General features: G+C 63.6%; 12 protein-coding genes. 4 read left to right on the top strand and 8 right to left on the bottom strand.

Annotated features, from left to right (window positions below):
- The first annotated feature begins 75 nt into the window (after positions 1-75).
- Positions 76-1,095, top strand: coding sequence for a metallophosphoesterase (locus LCG91_RS12525; RefSeq protein ID WP_224441572.1), 1,020 nt, complete (start codon positions 76-78; stop codon positions 1,093-1,095).
- A gap of 401 nt (positions 1,096-1,496) precedes the next feature.
- Positions 1,497-2,330 carry a hypothetical protein gene (locus LCG91_RS12520; RefSeq protein ID WP_224441571.1) on the top strand — a complete coding sequence of 278 codons (834 nt, stop codon included), beginning with the start codon at positions 1,497-1,499 and terminating at the stop codon, positions 2,328-2,330.
- A 33-nt stretch (positions 2,331-2,363) separates the two neighbouring features.
- Here the strand turns inward: LCG91_RS12520 and LCG91_RS12515 are convergent, their stop codons facing one another.
- From LCG91_RS12515 to LCG91_RS12500, 4 genes are all read right to left on the bottom strand, one after another.
- Positions 2,364-3,533 carry a hypothetical protein gene (locus LCG91_RS12515; RefSeq protein WP_224441570.1) on the bottom strand — a complete coding sequence of 390 codons (1,170 nt, stop codon included), beginning with the start codon at positions 3,531-3,533 and terminating at the stop codon, positions 2,364-2,366.
- A gap of 138 nt (positions 3,534-3,671) precedes the next feature.
- Positions 3,672-4,016, bottom strand: a complete 345-nt coding sequence (locus tag LCG91_RS12510) for a histone-like nucleoid-structuring protein Lsr2 (protein ID WP_224441569.1) — start codon at positions 4,014-4,016, stop codon at positions 3,672-3,674.
- A gap of 890 nt (positions 4,017-4,906) precedes the next feature.
- On the bottom strand, positions 4,907-5,821 hold the full coding sequence (locus LCG91_RS12505) for an abortive infection family protein (RefSeq protein WP_224441568.1): 915 nt from the start codon (positions 5,819-5,821) through the stop codon (positions 4,907-4,909).
- Between the two features lie 169 nt (positions 5,822-5,990).
- A complete protein-coding gene (locus tag LCG91_RS12500; RefSeq protein ID WP_224441567.1) occupies positions 5,991-6,344 on the bottom strand; it encodes a hypothetical protein in 354 nt (117 codons plus the stop codon).
- A gap of 948 nt (positions 6,345-7,292) precedes the next feature.
- Between LCG91_RS12500 and LCG91_RS12495 the strand changes: the two genes are divergently transcribed.
- On the top strand, positions 7,293-8,153 hold the full coding sequence (locus LCG91_RS12495; RefSeq protein WP_224441566.1) for a restriction endonuclease: 861 nt from the start codon (positions 7,293-7,295) through the stop codon (positions 8,151-8,153).
- A 120-nt stretch (positions 8,154-8,273) separates the two neighbouring features.
- Here LCG91_RS12495 and LCG91_RS12490 read toward each other — a convergent pair whose 3' ends face one another.
- The 4 genes from LCG91_RS12490 to LCG91_RS12475 all read right to left on the bottom strand — a co-directional run bounded on the left by LCG91_RS12490 (position 8,274) and on the right by LCG91_RS12475 (position 13,058).
- Positions 8,274-8,633, bottom strand: coding sequence for a hypothetical protein (locus LCG91_RS12490; RefSeq protein ID WP_224441565.1), 360 nt, complete (start codon positions 8,631-8,633; stop codon positions 8,274-8,276).
- 240 nt (positions 8,634-8,873) lie between these two features.
- Positions 8,874-9,692 (bottom strand): hypothetical protein, encoded by an 819-nt coding sequence (locus tag LCG91_RS12485; protein WP_224441564.1) that lies wholly within the window; start codon positions 9,690-9,692, stop codon positions 8,874-8,876.
- Positions 9,693-9,843: 151 nt separating this feature from the next.
- On the bottom strand, positions 9,844-11,613 hold the full coding sequence (locus tag LCG91_RS12480) for an ATP-binding protein (protein WP_224441563.1): 1,770 nt from the start codon (positions 11,611-11,613) through the stop codon (positions 9,844-9,846).
- 173 nt (positions 11,614-11,786) lie between these two features.
- Positions 11,787-13,058 carry a HEPN/Toprim-associated domain-containing protein gene (locus LCG91_RS12475; RefSeq protein ID WP_224441562.1) on the bottom strand — a complete coding sequence of 424 codons (1,272 nt, stop codon included), beginning with the start codon at positions 13,056-13,058 and terminating at the stop codon, positions 11,787-11,789.
- Positions 13,059-13,302: 244 nt separating this feature from the next.
- Between LCG91_RS12475 and LCG91_RS12470 the strand changes: the two genes are divergently transcribed.
- A complete protein-coding gene (locus LCG91_RS12470; RefSeq protein ID WP_224441561.1) occupies positions 13,303-15,105 on the top strand; it encodes an SIR2 family protein in 1,803 nt (600 codons plus the stop codon).
- Positions 15,106-15,340 lie beyond the last annotated feature (235 nt).

Here is a 15,340-nt window from a genome sequence, read left to right as displayed (position 1 = left end):
CCGAGCGGTGCGGGGCGCACTACCACCGGTGCGCCCTGCACCGCCACCACACCACGACAGCACCCGAGGAGAACCATGCCCACGAACGCACCACCCGGAACCGACCGCCAACCACGCCGGCGGCGGCTGACCGCATCACAACGACGCATCTGGCCCACCGCCGACGGGGCCCCTGACTTCGACCTCACCTGCCCGGGAGAGCGGCGCGTTGCGATCGCCGGAGACTGGGAGTCCAACCTCGACGCCGTCCACGCCATCCTTCGCACACTCACCAACACAGCACCGGACGTGCGCACAATCCTGCACCTCGGAGACCTGCGATATGAAGCCCCCGTACTCGTCGGCGGCAAGCAGGTGTTCCTGCGCAACACCATCGTCAGACTCGACGCGCTCCTCAACGAATTCGGGATCCGCCGGCTGCTCCTCACCCCCGGCAATCACGACTGGCCTGAACAACTCCACGCTGAGGTCACCCGCCACCCGGACCGCCCCTACCGAATCAGTCAGCGGATCTGGGTACTCCCGCGCGGCTTCCGGTTCCGGCTCGGAACGACGACGTTCCTGTCATTCGGCGGCGCCGCGTCGCTGAACAAAGGCCCCGGCGATCGCGGATGGAGCATGCATGAGGCGCCGACAGCCGATGACGTCGACCGCGCCAGCGCCGCGGGCACGACCGACGTGCTCCTCACTCACGAAGCACCCGACGTTCACATCCGCGAAGTCGACGACATCCTCCGCGCGGCCAGCACATGGCCCGCAGCGAGGCTCCGCGCGTCCGCAACCTCGCGCGCCCTCGTCACGGAGCTGCTCCGCAACGTCGCGCCCAAATACGCGTTCCACGGGCACATGCACGTCGACGGCGAAACGGATCGCAACGGCACATCCACGTACAGCCTCGCCATCCTCGGGAAGCCACGCAACATCGGCATCTTCGACGTGCACGAGAGCCACTTCTCCTGGCTCGATCAAATTTCTTCCATGGTGGGAAAGTCCGACGCGGCAAACCGGTCGCGGACCGCACGGACCGCACGGACCGCACGGACCGACGACGACAGTCACGACGACTCGGCACGGCACGGCCCCACCACTGTCTGATTAGTTTCCCTCTATTAGCCGATCCTGAGCAGGGAACACGTCATCGGTAGTGGACGGAGCAAGGTGCCGCCTGGGGACTGCTGTCGATTCGGTTGACTCCTGACCCGTGGGGACGTGGTCCTCGCTGGAAGGATGTCGATCATGGCCAAGCCCTATCCGGAGGAGATCCGGCGCGACGTTAGAAACGCCCCGTGCGACGTTTGACTATCCGAAGAACTCCGCCGCTCCTCTGGCGGGCGCTCGATACCTACGCCGCGGCAGGGTTCGAATCTCGACAAACGCTCTGACCTTTTTCGTTGCGCACTGTACGAGCCAAGCTCGTCCTCGTCGCTCTGACGACAGCGGCGACTGTGTCTACAGTCGCCGCTGTCACCGTCCCTTTCGCTCAGGGATGGTTTTTCGTGGCGCTCTTCGCAGCTGTCGCTGTCGCGATGGTCATCGCTCACCGGCGAGCAACGAGTATCCCCGAGGCGATGACCTCATTGCAGGACCTTGGGGTCCTCGCCGGTCAGCTTCTGTGCCTGTCGATGGTGTTTAGTTTCTGCTGGGGAGCGGACTATCTGACAACGAGCGGCCTCCTGCCTGGATCGCTGACCGATCGCGTGTCCGCTGGCGTCAGCGGAGCGGCCCTCGCGGCGATAGCGGTCGGGTCCGCACGAGGTGCTTTGCAGTGCGCTCCAGCATTGCTCAGTCGGCGAAACGTGGGCTCGGCCCACCCGCTGAACGCCGTCGCCGTGGTAGCAACATGGACCGCGTTGTGGGTACTGACTTGCGCTGTCCTCGCGCCGGTCGTCACAGTACTCACAACGTTCGCTGTTACCGTCGGCGCGGTTCTGACCCTCGCTGTCTTCTTCATCGGCGTCGCGGCTGTTCGGCTACGAAGCCTCCTTGGACTCGTCGGGGAGCTGGCAGCAGCACTCGATGCTTACTACGTCGCGCTCACGGACACGGCGACCGTGGGAACCGGTTCGGAACGCGAAGCGTATCTCGATGTCGACCGCCTCATGCACCTTCGGCCCGTCGGCCTTATGTTCGCTGCCCCGCGGAAGAATGCCGAGCACGCGGTGCGCCTCGGTCTTCTTTTCATCGGAGAGTCCGTAACGCGCGTGCGCACGAATGTTCACCCGGAGCACCAGCACTATCTTCATACACGACTCTCAATCGCGCAGGACCTGCGGCGCGAAGCTGCTGAATTTGTGCGCTACCTGCGCTCCGGATTGCTTCGCGACGCTTAGAGCAACCTCGGCAAGTTAGCGGCGGCGACAGCGCTAAGGTCGGCGGGACCGCGAAAGACGGCTCAGACGCTCCTCCATCTCGGCGCGCTGTTTCGGCGGAAGTCTGCTCAGCATCATCGGCAGCAGCGTTCGTACCTGATCAGGTAGTCCGAAGCCAGGCGGATCAGCCGACCGAAGTACCGCGTTCCGGAGCATTTCTGCGTCCTGATCGATGACCGGACCACGCCGTTCCGAGCGGTACGCTCCGGCGCACCACTTTGCGTAGGCGTAGAAATCGGCCATGTCGTCCAGGCCGTGTGGATCGGGCAGCCGGTGGCGGGCCCACTGCTCGTCACGAAGCGCTTCCAGATGCTTGAGCCAGAAGAACCAGAGTGCATCGAGCCGCAGGAATGGGGATGGGTGAGTGTCCGACGGTGCAGAGCCGTCGGCGAACCATCCGTCGAAGCCAAGCGCCAGGGTCCCGATGTAGGAGCCTGCTATCGCCGTCATCAGGTCGTGCACACCGGCTTCGCTGTTCAGCACGTAGGTTGTGGCGAGGTAGTCCCTGATTATCTCGTCTCGGTGATCCTGTGATGAAGGCCAAAGACGATGGTCGCGAAGCAGCAGTCGACATGCGTCAGAGGCTGCGGCGACGTCCTCAGAGTCGGGGACTTGGTGCGCCAGCTCGTGAGCGATCACCCAGCGGACTGCGGCTTGAGTTGCGGGCTTAACGAAATTCAGCTCTTGATGTCGTTCCCACAGGTGGCTCTGGTTCGGGCTGTTCTGATGGTCGCCCTCATCGTCGCGCCCGACGTGCCGAAACAACTCGAGCCGAGCAGCGTCAAGCGCGTGGCCGGCGTGCTGCGAGTGTCGCAGAGACGGCCACGCGCTCTCGAAGGCCGGAAAGACGTTGGCCAGTGACTCCGCGAGCCGCACGAATCGCTCCGCAATCGCGATCCAGGCTCCCTTACCGTCCCTCAGCCGCTCGCTCGTCCCAAGATCGCCCGTCTTGACCAGCCCGCAGTAAACGTCGGCTGAAGACCGCGTCCGCCGCGCGTTCGAGGCATTCATTGAGCGCGTCCAAGCAAGAAGCGTCGGCACCCTGCCTTCGGTGGTTGCGGCTTCTGCAGCATCTAGTAGGCGCAGCGTACTCGCGTACTGCGCGCCGGTATTCCCTCGAAATCGCGCTTCGAACTTGTTCCTCGACTGCTGCAGCGTCCACATGCCGCAACCATCCTTCCCACGCCACAGCTCAGCACAGGCGCTCGGACGCAGATCGCGCTAAACCGATGCAGCGTCGGCGCTTGCTGACGTGCCGCATCGAATCCCGACGCATCCGCTCGGGTGCGGGTGACGACTATGTCAATGCGCGGCGTCGTAGGCGTCCCGTACGACCTGAGCGATCCTTCCTCGAGTCGACACCTCATGTCCGTTTGCGTTCGCCCACTCGCGGATTTTTGCAAGATCGTCGGCGTTACTGCCCGGCCGGGGAGCGGAGGACCGTGCGGCGCTGCCGCGGGCTCCGACCTTCCGCGCTGCAGCAGTGTAGGTGGCGAAGGCGCTACGGAGCTTGTCGGCGTTCTCATCGGACAAGTCGATCTCGTAGTTTCCGCCGTCGAACGCGAATCGGATGGTGCTGCCGCTACCGTCCGCAATTGGCGTTCCGGTGATGTCGTCGACGAGTGTGGTGATGACTTGCTGCGCCATGGGATCTCCTGTCGTTGGCTCCTCCACCTTGACAGAGTGAACCGCTTTCTGCTGAAGCCGCACCGCAATATGACGTGCAGGGGTGCGAGCTGGGCAGACGACGGACAGCGGGCTCCAGAGTTCTAGCGGATCGCATAGGCGAGAGTCAGGTATCCGCAAGCGTAGATGCTGGAGTCGCATCTCCTTGTGAGGGCACGGCGCGACGGAACCTGCTGCCAGCCGTTTGGGTGTTGGGAGCCTACCGACGACCCTGCCGTCTCGTACGCGAAGCGTCGAGACGGCGACGCTGCGGACCGTCGCGACCAACTCGAAGGCGCCTGGTCGGCCGTAGCGCGTAGTCGGAAGCGTCCGCGTTCTCACGAGGCTCAAGAGACCACGCTCATCGGGCCTCTCCTTAGGAGCTTGCAATCGCGCCAATCTGCGAGCCTCTTCGAAAGCCCTCGCGTACCTGACGGCGTCAGCAAGGGTGGCTGCAACTGACCTGTGTCAGCGCTTCGAACAGCAGCAGTATGCGCGACGGCCCGGTGCTTGACGATGCAGGACGCTGAGACTCCGCGGGTGGCGAGGCCTCGTGATCGAGGAGATTCAAGTCGGGGACCCTGACAGTCAATCGTCGCTACTCGCCAGTGCACTTCGACGTCGACAGTGAGCCGACATTGTGCGTCAGATCAGAGATCCTCGTGGGGCCGAGAGGAGAGGCGCGGACAGCAGCGTTGAGAGCCACCTGATCAGGTCCCGTCGACGAACCGGCCCATTGCTCAGATGCGGATTATAGAGATTATAGATCGAGCCGCATTGTAGGTCCCGGCTCGGGTCGATCCTGCTCGCCTACCGGGCGGGGACACTGCCTCGTCCGGCGCCAGCACGGTGGCGGCACACGCCTTTCGCCGTTACCGCCGCCGAGCCCACACCTCCGCGATGTACTCAGCCACCGCCACCGTGGCATTGAACACGAGACGAGCGTGCCGAGGTTCGGCTCGGGACGGCGTCGCACGGCCGTGGCCGGTCCCCATCGCGTTCCGCGCCTCGGCAACGTTCTGCACCAGCGCCGCCAAGCTTCGCAGCATTCCGCGGATCGCGTCGGAAGCACGGTTGTCACCGGGTACTGCTGCCGCATGGATACCGAGCGCCTCAGCGGTCTTGCGGTACAGCTTCGGTAGATCCTCACGATCGGAGGACTCGACTCGCAGAGCTTCTAGCACTAGCTTGCATTGCGATTCGAGCAGTTCCTTGCAGTGCGCGATTGCGGCAGCGGGATCCGCATCAAGGTCCCGTCTCAGCCGTGTGAGGTGATCGTTGAGGACGGTCGCGTCACGGTAGTCCGGGGGAGCGACCGTGACCTCGGCCGGGCTGCGGATTCCATTCGCGGCGGCAGCGACGTAGTAGACGTGTTCTCCGGCCCGTCGCGTTTCGACGAGTTCCCAGCCTGCCTGCCGAAGTAGCTCGTTGTAGCCCCTCGTGAGTTCGACGGCATGCTCTGGGTTCGGCCGAACTGCGGGATGAACAGTCTCGACGAGGAACCGCAAGAAGTCCGCATCGGGGGCGTGCCGGAGGTTGAACCGACTGTCCGAGAAAACCCAGTCGTCGGGTCCGTCACGATTGTCGACGCGATGCTTGTGGATGTCCTCCGCGGCGGTCGGGTAGAGCGATCGCCGGTGGTCTGTCGTGGGCATGGACCGCAGATCGTACAAGCGGCTGAGGAACTGATCCTCGTCCATCGCTCCGGCCCAATGGTGCGGTCCAAGGGTGAGCCCGTCGATGAGGTCCGAGCGCAGCTGCCTGGATATTCTGTTCTGCGAAGACATGGTACGACTGTAGATCCGACTCTGGTTAGGAAGTGGCGCGCTTTTGGGCACTTCTGGGCGCGCTTGTTGCGGAGTGCGTTGCCTGCGGCGACGGGTTGCCCGACGCCGCCTCGGGACTAGTGGTTTTGCCTGGGTGCTGCGGGGCGCCGAGGCGCGGCGCCCCGCAGCACTAGATGCCGAGGATCGCGGCGATCGTTTCGATGTGGTGCATGGCCTGCTGCTTCTTGCTTCCAGCGAGGCTCGTGTGGGCGCCGGAGGTGCGCTGGTGATCGAAGTCTCCCCAACCGGTGGTGGCGTGGAACTTTGAGGCCTCGGCGTGCATGTCGGCGAGTACTTCGTTCCACTTCGTGTCAATGGCGTCGTCGCGGCTGGTTGTTGCTGAAATGAAGTGCCGGACTCGGAGGTCGGTGCCGGCTTCGTACGTCAGGTGCACAGCGAGGGCGCCGACGCCACCGCCGCCCGTCCAGTAGCTAGGGGCAACACCGTGTAGTCCGAGAAGCCGGCCCGATTCGCGCTCGTCCATGTTGCGTGGCCGATCGCGAAGATGCTTCCTAATAGGACTAGCACCGCTAGTGCGAGTGCTGTTGCCGGAAGCCCGTACGGCGGAGCGTCACCGACATAGCTGCCCAGCACGAAGAGGGCGCCTCCGTAGGCGGCCCCTATGGTGAGCGCGGTGAACGTTGGGGACGCGCCGTCACGTGCGTCTTTCTTGCGCAGATGGCGGTCGCGCGCTAGGTCGAGGGTCAGGCCGAGCAGTGGCGCCGCGCCAATTGCGCCCAAGCCGATACTCCATGCGAGGCTGTTCTCAGAGGTTGCCTGCGACTCACAGTTGACTAGTAGCGAGATCACCGCGATAGCACTCGACGCCGCCCATCCGAGCAGCCATCCGAGCAGCTGGCTTCGCCGATGAGGTCCCCGTGCCACTTCGCTGAGCCATGGTAGACCTCTGCTGATCCGTCACTGCTGAGGGCGTCTCTGGCGTCGCGCTCGCTCACTAAGTCGCCACCGTGAATGACGACGAATGCCACGGAGTTGCTCCGGAGCATCCTGTTTTCCTCGATCACGAGAAGGATCGACGGCGCTGGTTAGGTGCGCCCTCACAAGTCGCGGCATTGAACGCTTGTATGCGGAGGCGCCGTCGCGCAGTGGGCGGCCTCGGCAGCCCGTCACTTCGAGCCAGGCCGACGGGAACCACCGAACGTCGCTTCAGCCGACCTAGGGCGCGCCCGCCAGAGCAACTCGACCGATTGCGGACGATGCGGAGGAAGCCCAGCTCGAACTCACGCTGACGGACACGCGCGAGGCTGACCGGACGGCTGGTTTCCCCTCGGAGGCCAGCGGTCCTTGTCCGCCTCCGTTATTCGGCTCAGTGAGAGATCGCCGGGCACGTGAAGTGGTGGCGAGCGGGCAGTAGTGCCACGTGAGATCCTCACCAAGTGACGCCTGCATCTATCGCGAGCCGGAGACAATAATGTCTGAGCCAACTTCAGCGCTCGACACGGACTATGAGAACGGAGTCGCGGACGTTATCGGAGCGATCCTCGGCGACGCAGCTACGGTGAGGCGGAACGTTCAACTCGTCGGACGAAAGAGTGGAAGAACGCGGCAAATCGACGTTCTTGTGACCGGGCCGCTGTTCGGTGGCGCCGACCAGTCGATGGTCGTCGACTGCAAGCTCTACTCCAGGCCTGTTGACGTGAAGGGTGTCGAGTCCTTCATCGGGCTCATCAACGACGTCGGTGCGGAGACTGGGCTGTTGGTCACCGCGAGCGGCGTCACCGCTTCTGCACGGGCGCGCGCTGCGAGCGAGCGCGGTATCCGGGTTGACGCCGTCAGCGCGCGCGAGTTGAGCGCTTGGCGCCCCAGGGGCACTGTCTTGTGGGAGTACGACGTCCCTCTCCATCAGCACCGCGACGCTGTACGAATCGCTCGGCGTACCGGTTGGCGAGTCTGCACGATGGCGGAGTCCAGCGCCGAAGCGCTCAGCGTTCGGATCGAGGTGTTTCGTCACTTCGGTGCCGACGCAGATGGCCTCAAGTCGCGAAGCGAAGCCCACGCCGCTCTGGTCGCGGCTTGGGGTAAGGCCGGCATCACGGACCTAGTTCACGTTTCGAACGGCGTTGTCTCGAGCGGAGGGACCCCGTCACATCGATGGCTCGAAGTCTCAGTCGGCGGGGTGTCGATCGGCACAAGCGTGCTTGTGTCCTCGGAAGACGACATCGATGAACAGCTCACCTGGTTCGCCCGCGACATCGCCCGGGCGCCAAGAGAATTGTTCGATGTGATCCGACCGGAGGTGTGGCCGATATCGCGCCGGTTCCCGAATTGGTAGAGCAGGCATGGCGCAGAGCGCCTGTTCGCTGCGCCATGACCCTCCTTCCCCGGCGCGGGGCACACTCCCGTCCGTCAGGCAGCGCTTTGCAGGCCGTTGCCCCATGCCTTGACGCAGTCGTCACATCGCTGCGGCATTGATCGTCATCGAGATCGGTGCGAGGAAGTACGAAAGCGACATCGGCAGAGCGAGGTCAAACGACGAGGCGCGCTCCGCCAGCACGGTGCTCGTCCATTCGTCGTAGAAGCCCGGGTAGATGGTGGTGTTGGAGAACGGGTCAAGAACTTCCGCGCGCACCACGATGCGAATGCCCCGCTCCACGACTGCACGTGGGAGGTCACGCACTGTTACACGAACAGCGTTCTCGCCCGGCTTGACTCCCGACGTGACCTCGACTTGTGCGACCTCGATGCCGTCGTGCGCATCCACTTTAACAGGGAAGGGCGCGCTCGAAGCGGCGACAGTTCCGGTGAGCATCATGTACGGACTGTAGATGGCGACGGCGTGAGTCTGTTCGACGCCCCGCGAGCTTGCTGCTCTTCTCCCCGCACCACCGTCCGGCTACTGCCTCAGCCGCTGGTCGGTCCTGCGCAACTACGGAAGGCACATCATTGGATATTTGCTGACTACACCCGGGATCACGTCGCACTGTGCGGGAGCGCGTACGAGGAAGGGTGAACCGCGTTTTCGGGTTCTGAACTGAGCGGCAGCATCACCAGCTCAGGTCGGTGGCTTCCATCCGTAGTTTGTATCGTCCCAGGTGAGGGGCGGCGCTGGCGGCTCTTGGTTCCCGCCCTGCGTGGACTGTTGCACAACTGCGTTCAAAGCATGATCGAGAGAATCGAAGGCACGATCGGCGACCGCTTCATCGGAGGTCCGCACCACCGCAGTGACTGATTGGTCACCGTTTCGGACCGTGAAGTTGATTGTGGTTGGGGAGTTTTCCGCCTCTGGACGCTTTCTTCGGAGTCGGAACAGTTGTTTCACGCCGTCCCAGATCGCGCTGGCGCCGACCGACTGAAGGATCGCCCAGGTCACGTCGAGGTAGATCTGGGGATCGGGGATCAACCCAAACTGATACGCGCGCTCAACACGCACCCCTTCGCTTCCTATACCTGCGAGGAGAAGATCCCGCTCTGCCGTGATGAGCGCGTCGTCCGAGAACCAGCTGTGGTCCGCTGCGACCCTGACGGCCGCTTGGCTTTCGTTCTCCGACTGCGCGTCCCGAGCGATTGGCGCAGTCATCATGACTGAGATGTGTCCGTACTCTTTCATCCATCGAGCGTCGTCGGGATGCACAGCCGCTGAGAAGTGCAACTCCTCGATGCCGTCTGCTCGGGTCTGCACCCAGGCGTGAAGGTCCCGGACGCGCAGCGGGTGATCCAGCTGGTGATTGACATGGAACGGTAGGCCGCCCGAGTTGATGCTGCCGACAACTTGCGCGAGGACTTGGCGAGGTACTTGGAAACCGCCGTAAGCGTCGATGGCCTCGGACGTCATCATGATTCCGTGAACACTCGTCCAACCCAAGCCGCTCATGATCTCATCTTGCCAGTGCCTACGCATGAGAAAGCACGCGAGCCTCGTGGACGATGCGTGCGCGCTTCGGATCGCCACGCCGGCTTGCAGCGCTCGCATTCGGTGAGGCCCTTCACGGTCAACATGCAGATCGCGGCTTCGAACGGCAGAGTCATTCGCCGAAGTCCAGCTGGGTCTGGCTCCACAGAGAACTGACGCGCTCGTAGCGGACGTTCTTGCTCTGCGGCGACGCGTTGCCCACCGTCTGCACTTGGTTCTCCTTACGGAGAACGCGGAGCCAGTGGATGACGACCTGCTTGTTCAGACCGGTCTCAAGCTCGATCTCGGCACGTGACAAGACGCGTCCTTGGAGCGCGTCGAGAATCACTTGACGCCGGTCGCGCGGGGCGAGTCGACGAGCCGTCTCGGCGGCCGCACCACGAGTTCGAGGCGACAGTCGGTACTCTGTCCACCGCCTCGTACCGATCTGCACGATAAGTTCTCGTGAGACGAGGTCACGTAGCTCAGCGGTGGCGACGCGAGAATCCAATCCGGATGCTGCCCGGTACGTCGAGTTGTCGATCGAGCCGCGGTTCCGCATTGTGGCAAGGCCGACTATCTGGGAATCCGTGAGCCCGCTTTCGTTTAGACGGTCGAACCACTCGACGGTCGCCTCGTCCAGTAGTGCGTGATTAGGGAAGGTGACTGTGAAGGATGAAACACGGTCGTCGAACTTCGGGATGCTCATACCGGCCGAACGAAGCGCGCCGACCATGGTTCGGATGCCAGATCCGCGGTTCTCGCACACGGTCCGGTTCTCTCCCGGTAGCGAGACGTCCTCCAGCAGTCTCAGCAGGAAGGAGTTTCTCGACGATGAGGTGGCGACTTCTTCGGTGAGGGACCCCACAGTGACCGGTCCGAACAGTCCCCCGGGGTTACGGATGAGAAGCCGATCCGGATACATTTCGATCTGCACTTGCGTACCGCGAGCGTGCGCAGAGAGGTCGCGGTGAATGAGGGCATTGACGATTGCCTCGCGAAGGGCTGCCTCGGGGTATTCCCATGTGTCCGTGCGGCCAACTCCACTCACGATCGACCGCCTCCGCATGTTGCGGGTGACCGCGGCGAGGGCGTCCCTTGCCATCACTGGGACTGGGCCGTCAAGCGTGACGTTGTCGAGGAAACGTGTCCCGGTCGAGTCGTCCGGGCCATGCTCGGTTGGATACACCACCAGCGTGAGCGTGAGTTGCGGGAACATCTGCTGGGGATGGCGACCCATCGCTAGCAGGCCAGCGAGCGTGGCAACTACGTCACCATCGGCATTCGCTGCCAGTGCACGACTTTGCTGCAACACGCCGATCTCGTCGAGATCCCGATATGCCCACCCTCGAAGCTGCCGTACGCGTTCGACGTAGGCGGCCACGAGGCCGTCGTCGAGCCAAGATCGGTCGGTGCCTGGCACTGGATCCCCATCGACCAACGGCTGCCCCCGGTTGGCTATGAGGGTCTGCACCTCATAGGTGGACAGATGTTGATCACCGTCGTGGACGCGGATGTAACTCCCGGTGCTGATCCCGCGGCCCTTCGAGAAGCACGGCTTCAACGATGGTTCAATCTCGGGCACCTCAGCGACGATGAGCCAGGCACCCTCGAACTGGTGCTGCTTGATGACAGCCCTGACGGGGGGATGCACCTCCTCAGCGCACATCGACGCCAGATCGGATGCCATTTTCGCGGGGTCGCTCACCCCAGAGGCAGCGAACGACTCGCTCTCGTCGAGCCCGAGGATGATCGTGCCGCCGGCCGTATTGGAGAAAGCCGACAGAGTCTCGCGAAGTGATGATGGTAGGCCTCCGGCAGCTTTCTTCGCTTCGACATCCAGTCCATCGGCGCCGACCTCCCTCAGAGACGCGACAACTGCGGCGAGTTCATCATCAAGCACATCATCATGATAATCCCGAGATCATCATGATGAAGCCCTGGTTGGCGGTACGTCCGTCATGACCGATCAACATTGCCTCCGGCGCGCCGCTTGATGAGCGTCAACGACCGAGCAGCGGTGCTCCGCTCGGTACACCGGTATCGTTGACGATCGCCACGCAGGCAACGATGACGTCAGAGCGTAATGAGCGGAGAGAATTCGGTCGACATCGGCGGTTCGATCGTCCCGGATGCTGCGAGCAGCATCCGCGCGATGAGGCAGCAGCCCCGCGCTATCTCCGGATCAAGGTCAGCGAGGGTCGTTGCGTCCTCAAGAGCGGCGAAGATGGCCGTCTGGACGGGACCCTTGTACTCGAGCGAGCCCTGGTACACGGGTGGCTTTCCAATGGCGCCGCTCCACCGCACGGGCGGGAGCGTGCCGTTCCCACCCGTTCGAAGGACCGCTGGTCCGAAGAGCATCTCGACGGCAACCGCACGTCCATTGACGTCGGAGACGCTCGGCCCGTCCGGTCCGATCGTCGGGTACCGACGAGCGTAAGGAAGCTGCGGGAGCACCGTGACAAGGAAGTGGTCAGGAAGCTGCATGCGCCTGAGTTGGTCACAGGCAAGGTTTCCGGCAGCGTCGTTGTCGAGTACAGCGATGACGCGGTTCACGACACCAGCAGCGGCAAGCGAGGTTGTCAACCGGACGACATGGTCCGTCCCGCCCGATGTCCTCGTAGCCTCGAAATCGAGGAACCGAAACTGGGGGGCAACCTCCGGAGCCGCGAGCTGCAGGGCGCGTGAGAACAACGTGGCGTCTGTGCGACCTTCAGTGACGACGATGATGCTTCCAGCTGAGTTCACTCTGCTCGTGAGCCGTGCTCGCGCGGCGACATGAGGGCGGTCAGTCGGAGCGAGCCATCCACCCATGAGAACCCCGGACAGGTCCAGGGTGACAGCGGTGCTGCTTCGTAGGCCACGCAGCTGCAACGCAATCGCGAAGCGAGGATCATCGAACGCTTCGATCAATTCCTGCCACACCGACCGGAGCGCTTCGTTGATTCGTCCTTCGATGGAACTGATCCGGTCCTGTCGTGATGCCCACCTGGTGGTTGTTCGAAGCAGCTCGCGCGGTGTGCCGAAGGTAGGCTCGCCCGGCGGCGGTTCTCGTCGGTATTCGTCGTCGTCCTGTTCGGCCTCCAAATGAGTCAGCGCCGCGGCATACGCACGCTCGACGTCGAATCCTTGAATCTTCAGGCGTGCCCGAAGAGTTGCCACCGTAGACCGGTACACGAACACGTCGGGCACGAACGTGTTTCCGGGATCCTCTTCATCGTCGGAAGCCGGAGCGATCCGTACCTCCAGGTCGCCATCGGCAAAGAGAAGCGCAACCTGGTCGGGAACGTAATTCTTACCCCAGTACAGCTGCCGCTGTTTCGTTCGAAGGTCCCAGTACTCGCCCACAGCATGCAGCGTACTGAGCCGAGATCGAGTCGCGTTGCTTCCTGCGGCCGGCTGCACGCGTTCGATCAGGTCGCTTCCGCGGCAGGGCGAGCGCGTCAGTTCGTATGCCAGGCTAGCTCTCGTGCCAGCATTCGACGACGTAGAACTGTCAGCTGCATTTTCGGTGCATCGGAACTCGGGAAGCTACGCAGTCCTACTCGGGGCTGGGGTATCGATTGCGAGCGGCGCTCCTTCCGCATGGGAGGTGCAACTGTCCCTGGTCCGCGAGGTGGCGAGCATTGAAGGGGCCGACCCGGGGGATGAGCCGGATACGTGGTACGAACAGCGTTTCGGCGAGCCCGTCACATACGACGGCCTCCTCGGGCGGCTGTCCGCGACGGTCGCCGACCGTCAGGGACTGCTACGTCGTTTCTTCGAGCCTGACCGGGACGATCCGGAACGGGAGCCGCTCACTCCGTCCGCGGCACACCGAGCAGTCGCGTCAATGGTCGCAGCCGGACGAATCAGGATCGTCCTCACCCTGAACTTCGATCACCTCATGGAAGCGGCACTGCGTGACGCTGGCATCGAACCGACAGTGCTCGCGACCTGCGATGACTTCGAGAACGCTCGGCCGTTGCACGCGCAGGACGCGGTCGTGATCCACGTCCACGGCGAGTACCTCAACCCGTCTTCCATGCGGAATACTGCGGAAGAACTCGCCGGTTACGACTCCGGATTGGTGCGGCTCCTGCGACAGATCAGCGCCGAATACGGTCTGCTCGTGTCCGGTTGGTCTGCACGCTGGGACCCTGCGCTGCGCGAGATCATTGCCAGCACTGAGCATCCCTACCTGCCGATGTACGTCATCGACCCATCGTTGCCCAACCCCGCGCTGACGGAACTGATGCGACGCCGACAGGGCATCCACCTCGCAGCTACCGCTGATGCTGGCCTTACGCGGATGGCCGAGGGAGTTGCGGCAATCAGCGACACCGACCCAGCAGCACCGGTCACCGCTCGCGTTGCAGTCGGAGCAGCCAAGCGAGCCTTGCGAGGTGACACCGTCGCAATGAGTTTGCACGACGATCTCCGCCGCGGGTTCACACGTCTGCGGGAACTTCCAGCGATGACCAACCCCGACACGAACACCCGCGATATGCACGGCACAATCCAAAGCATGCTCGCCGCCTTCGATCGTGAGCTGCCGGTGCTCAGCGCACAGGTCGCGACGACCGCGTACTGGGGCGACGAGAGCACCGACCCATGGTGGATCTCCGGAATCCAAGAACTGGCGGACTACGAATTCCGAGCCGGATTGACCGAGGTCTCCCACACACGGCTGCACCCAAGCGTTGTCCTCTGGTACTCCGGGTACGTCGCCGCAGTCGCACGGGGACGGTGGTCTCTCGCGTACCGCCTTGTCACCGAGGTGCTTGTCTCCCCAGAGTCGAAAGTCGAACGCGCCGGCATCACCCTTGCAAGCCCGCACGGCTCCCGCTTCGCCGCGCCTCTGCACCAGCTCCTCGCCCCGCTGTTCGTCGAGCTACTCGCGCTCGGTCAACCGTCCTACGACAGCGCCTGGGAACTCGCGGAATACCTCCGACTCGTAGCAACGTACGACGCGGTGCATGCCACCAGTGTCGCCTTCGGCGACGTATGGAACCCTCTCGTCGTCGCCTACCAGCAGCACCTCCCCACCGCGGACTTCACACAAATCCCGGCCGAGGCTAGGGCAGCACATCAGGCACTCGTCGACGCTGTCCGGAACGCCGCACCCGTCTGGCTGCGAGGCGAGCACATCCGCGCCGGAGACTACGGCGCGCGATACCGACCACGTCTCTCCAACCGACTACGACGTGACATCTGGTCGCAGCAGGGGGCGCACCCGCTGCTGCAGGCGGGGTACGGCGGCGGCCACGTCTCCCACTTGCTGGCAGCAATGGAGATCGTCGATTCCGCGTTCGAGGAGCACGCCAACCTCGAGATACGTCGAGCAGCACCGTCGGAGGGTGTCTACCTTATGCCGAATGCCTCGTTCTGGCTCGATGAGCTGCGCCGAGACTAGAAAAGCTCGACCGTCGACCACTTCGGCGTGCGTTTCCGGCGACGCCGCCCGGAGAACGTCCCGAACCGCCGTCAACGGGGCGCCGGCTCACTGCGAGACAGCGCAACGAGCGGCTGCAAACGAGGCCGGGTCTGCTGGGAACAGCAGGCGTCACGGTAGCGCGCCGTCGACGCCCATCACGAGATGCACTGCTGCGCGCGGGCTCCTGGAGCGCCTGAGGAACCCGACGATCGGT

This window comes from Curtobacterium sp. TXMA1, assembly GCF_020162095.1.
Taxonomy (GTDB): Bacteria; Actinomycetota; Actinomycetes; order Actinomycetales; family Microbacteriaceae; genus Curtobacterium.
The sequence above is the reverse complement of the archived record's forward strand: the minus strand, read 5'-3'. Positions and strand labels throughout refer to the sequence as shown.

What these genes read in the sequence shown, in the direction of transcription:
- LCG91_RS12525 (WP_224441572.1), top strand. Translation starts at nt 76, where the DNA reads ATGCCCACGAACGCACCACCCGGAACCGACCGCCAACCACGCCGGCGG.
- LCG91_RS12515 (WP_224441570.1), bottom strand. Translation starts at nt 3,533, where the DNA reads ATGTGGACGCTGCAGCAGTCGAGGAACAAGTTCGAAGCGCGATTTCGA.
- LCG91_RS12510 (WP_224441569.1), bottom strand. Translation starts at nt 4,016, where the DNA reads ATGGCGCAGCAAGTCATCACCACACTCGTCGACGACATCACCGGAACG.
- LCG91_RS12505 (WP_224441568.1), bottom strand. Translation starts at nt 5,821, where the DNA reads ATGTCTTCGCAGAACAGAATATCCAGGCAGCTGCGCTCGGACCTCATC.
- LCG91_RS12500 (WP_224441567.1), bottom strand. Translation starts at nt 6,344, where the DNA reads ATGGACGAGCGCGAATCGGGCCGGCTTCTCGGACTACACGGTGTTGCC.
- LCG91_RS12495 (WP_224441566.1), top strand. Translation starts at nt 7,293, where the DNA reads ATGTCTGAGCCAACTTCAGCGCTCGACACGGACTATGAGAACGGAGTC.
- LCG91_RS12490 (WP_224441565.1), bottom strand. Translation starts at nt 8,633, where the DNA reads ATGATGCTCACCGGAACTGTCGCCGCTTCGAGCGCGCCCTTCCCTGTT.
- LCG91_RS12485 (WP_224441564.1), bottom strand. Translation starts at nt 9,692, where the DNA reads ATGAGCGGCTTGGGTTGGACGAGTGTTCACGGAATCATGATGACGTCC.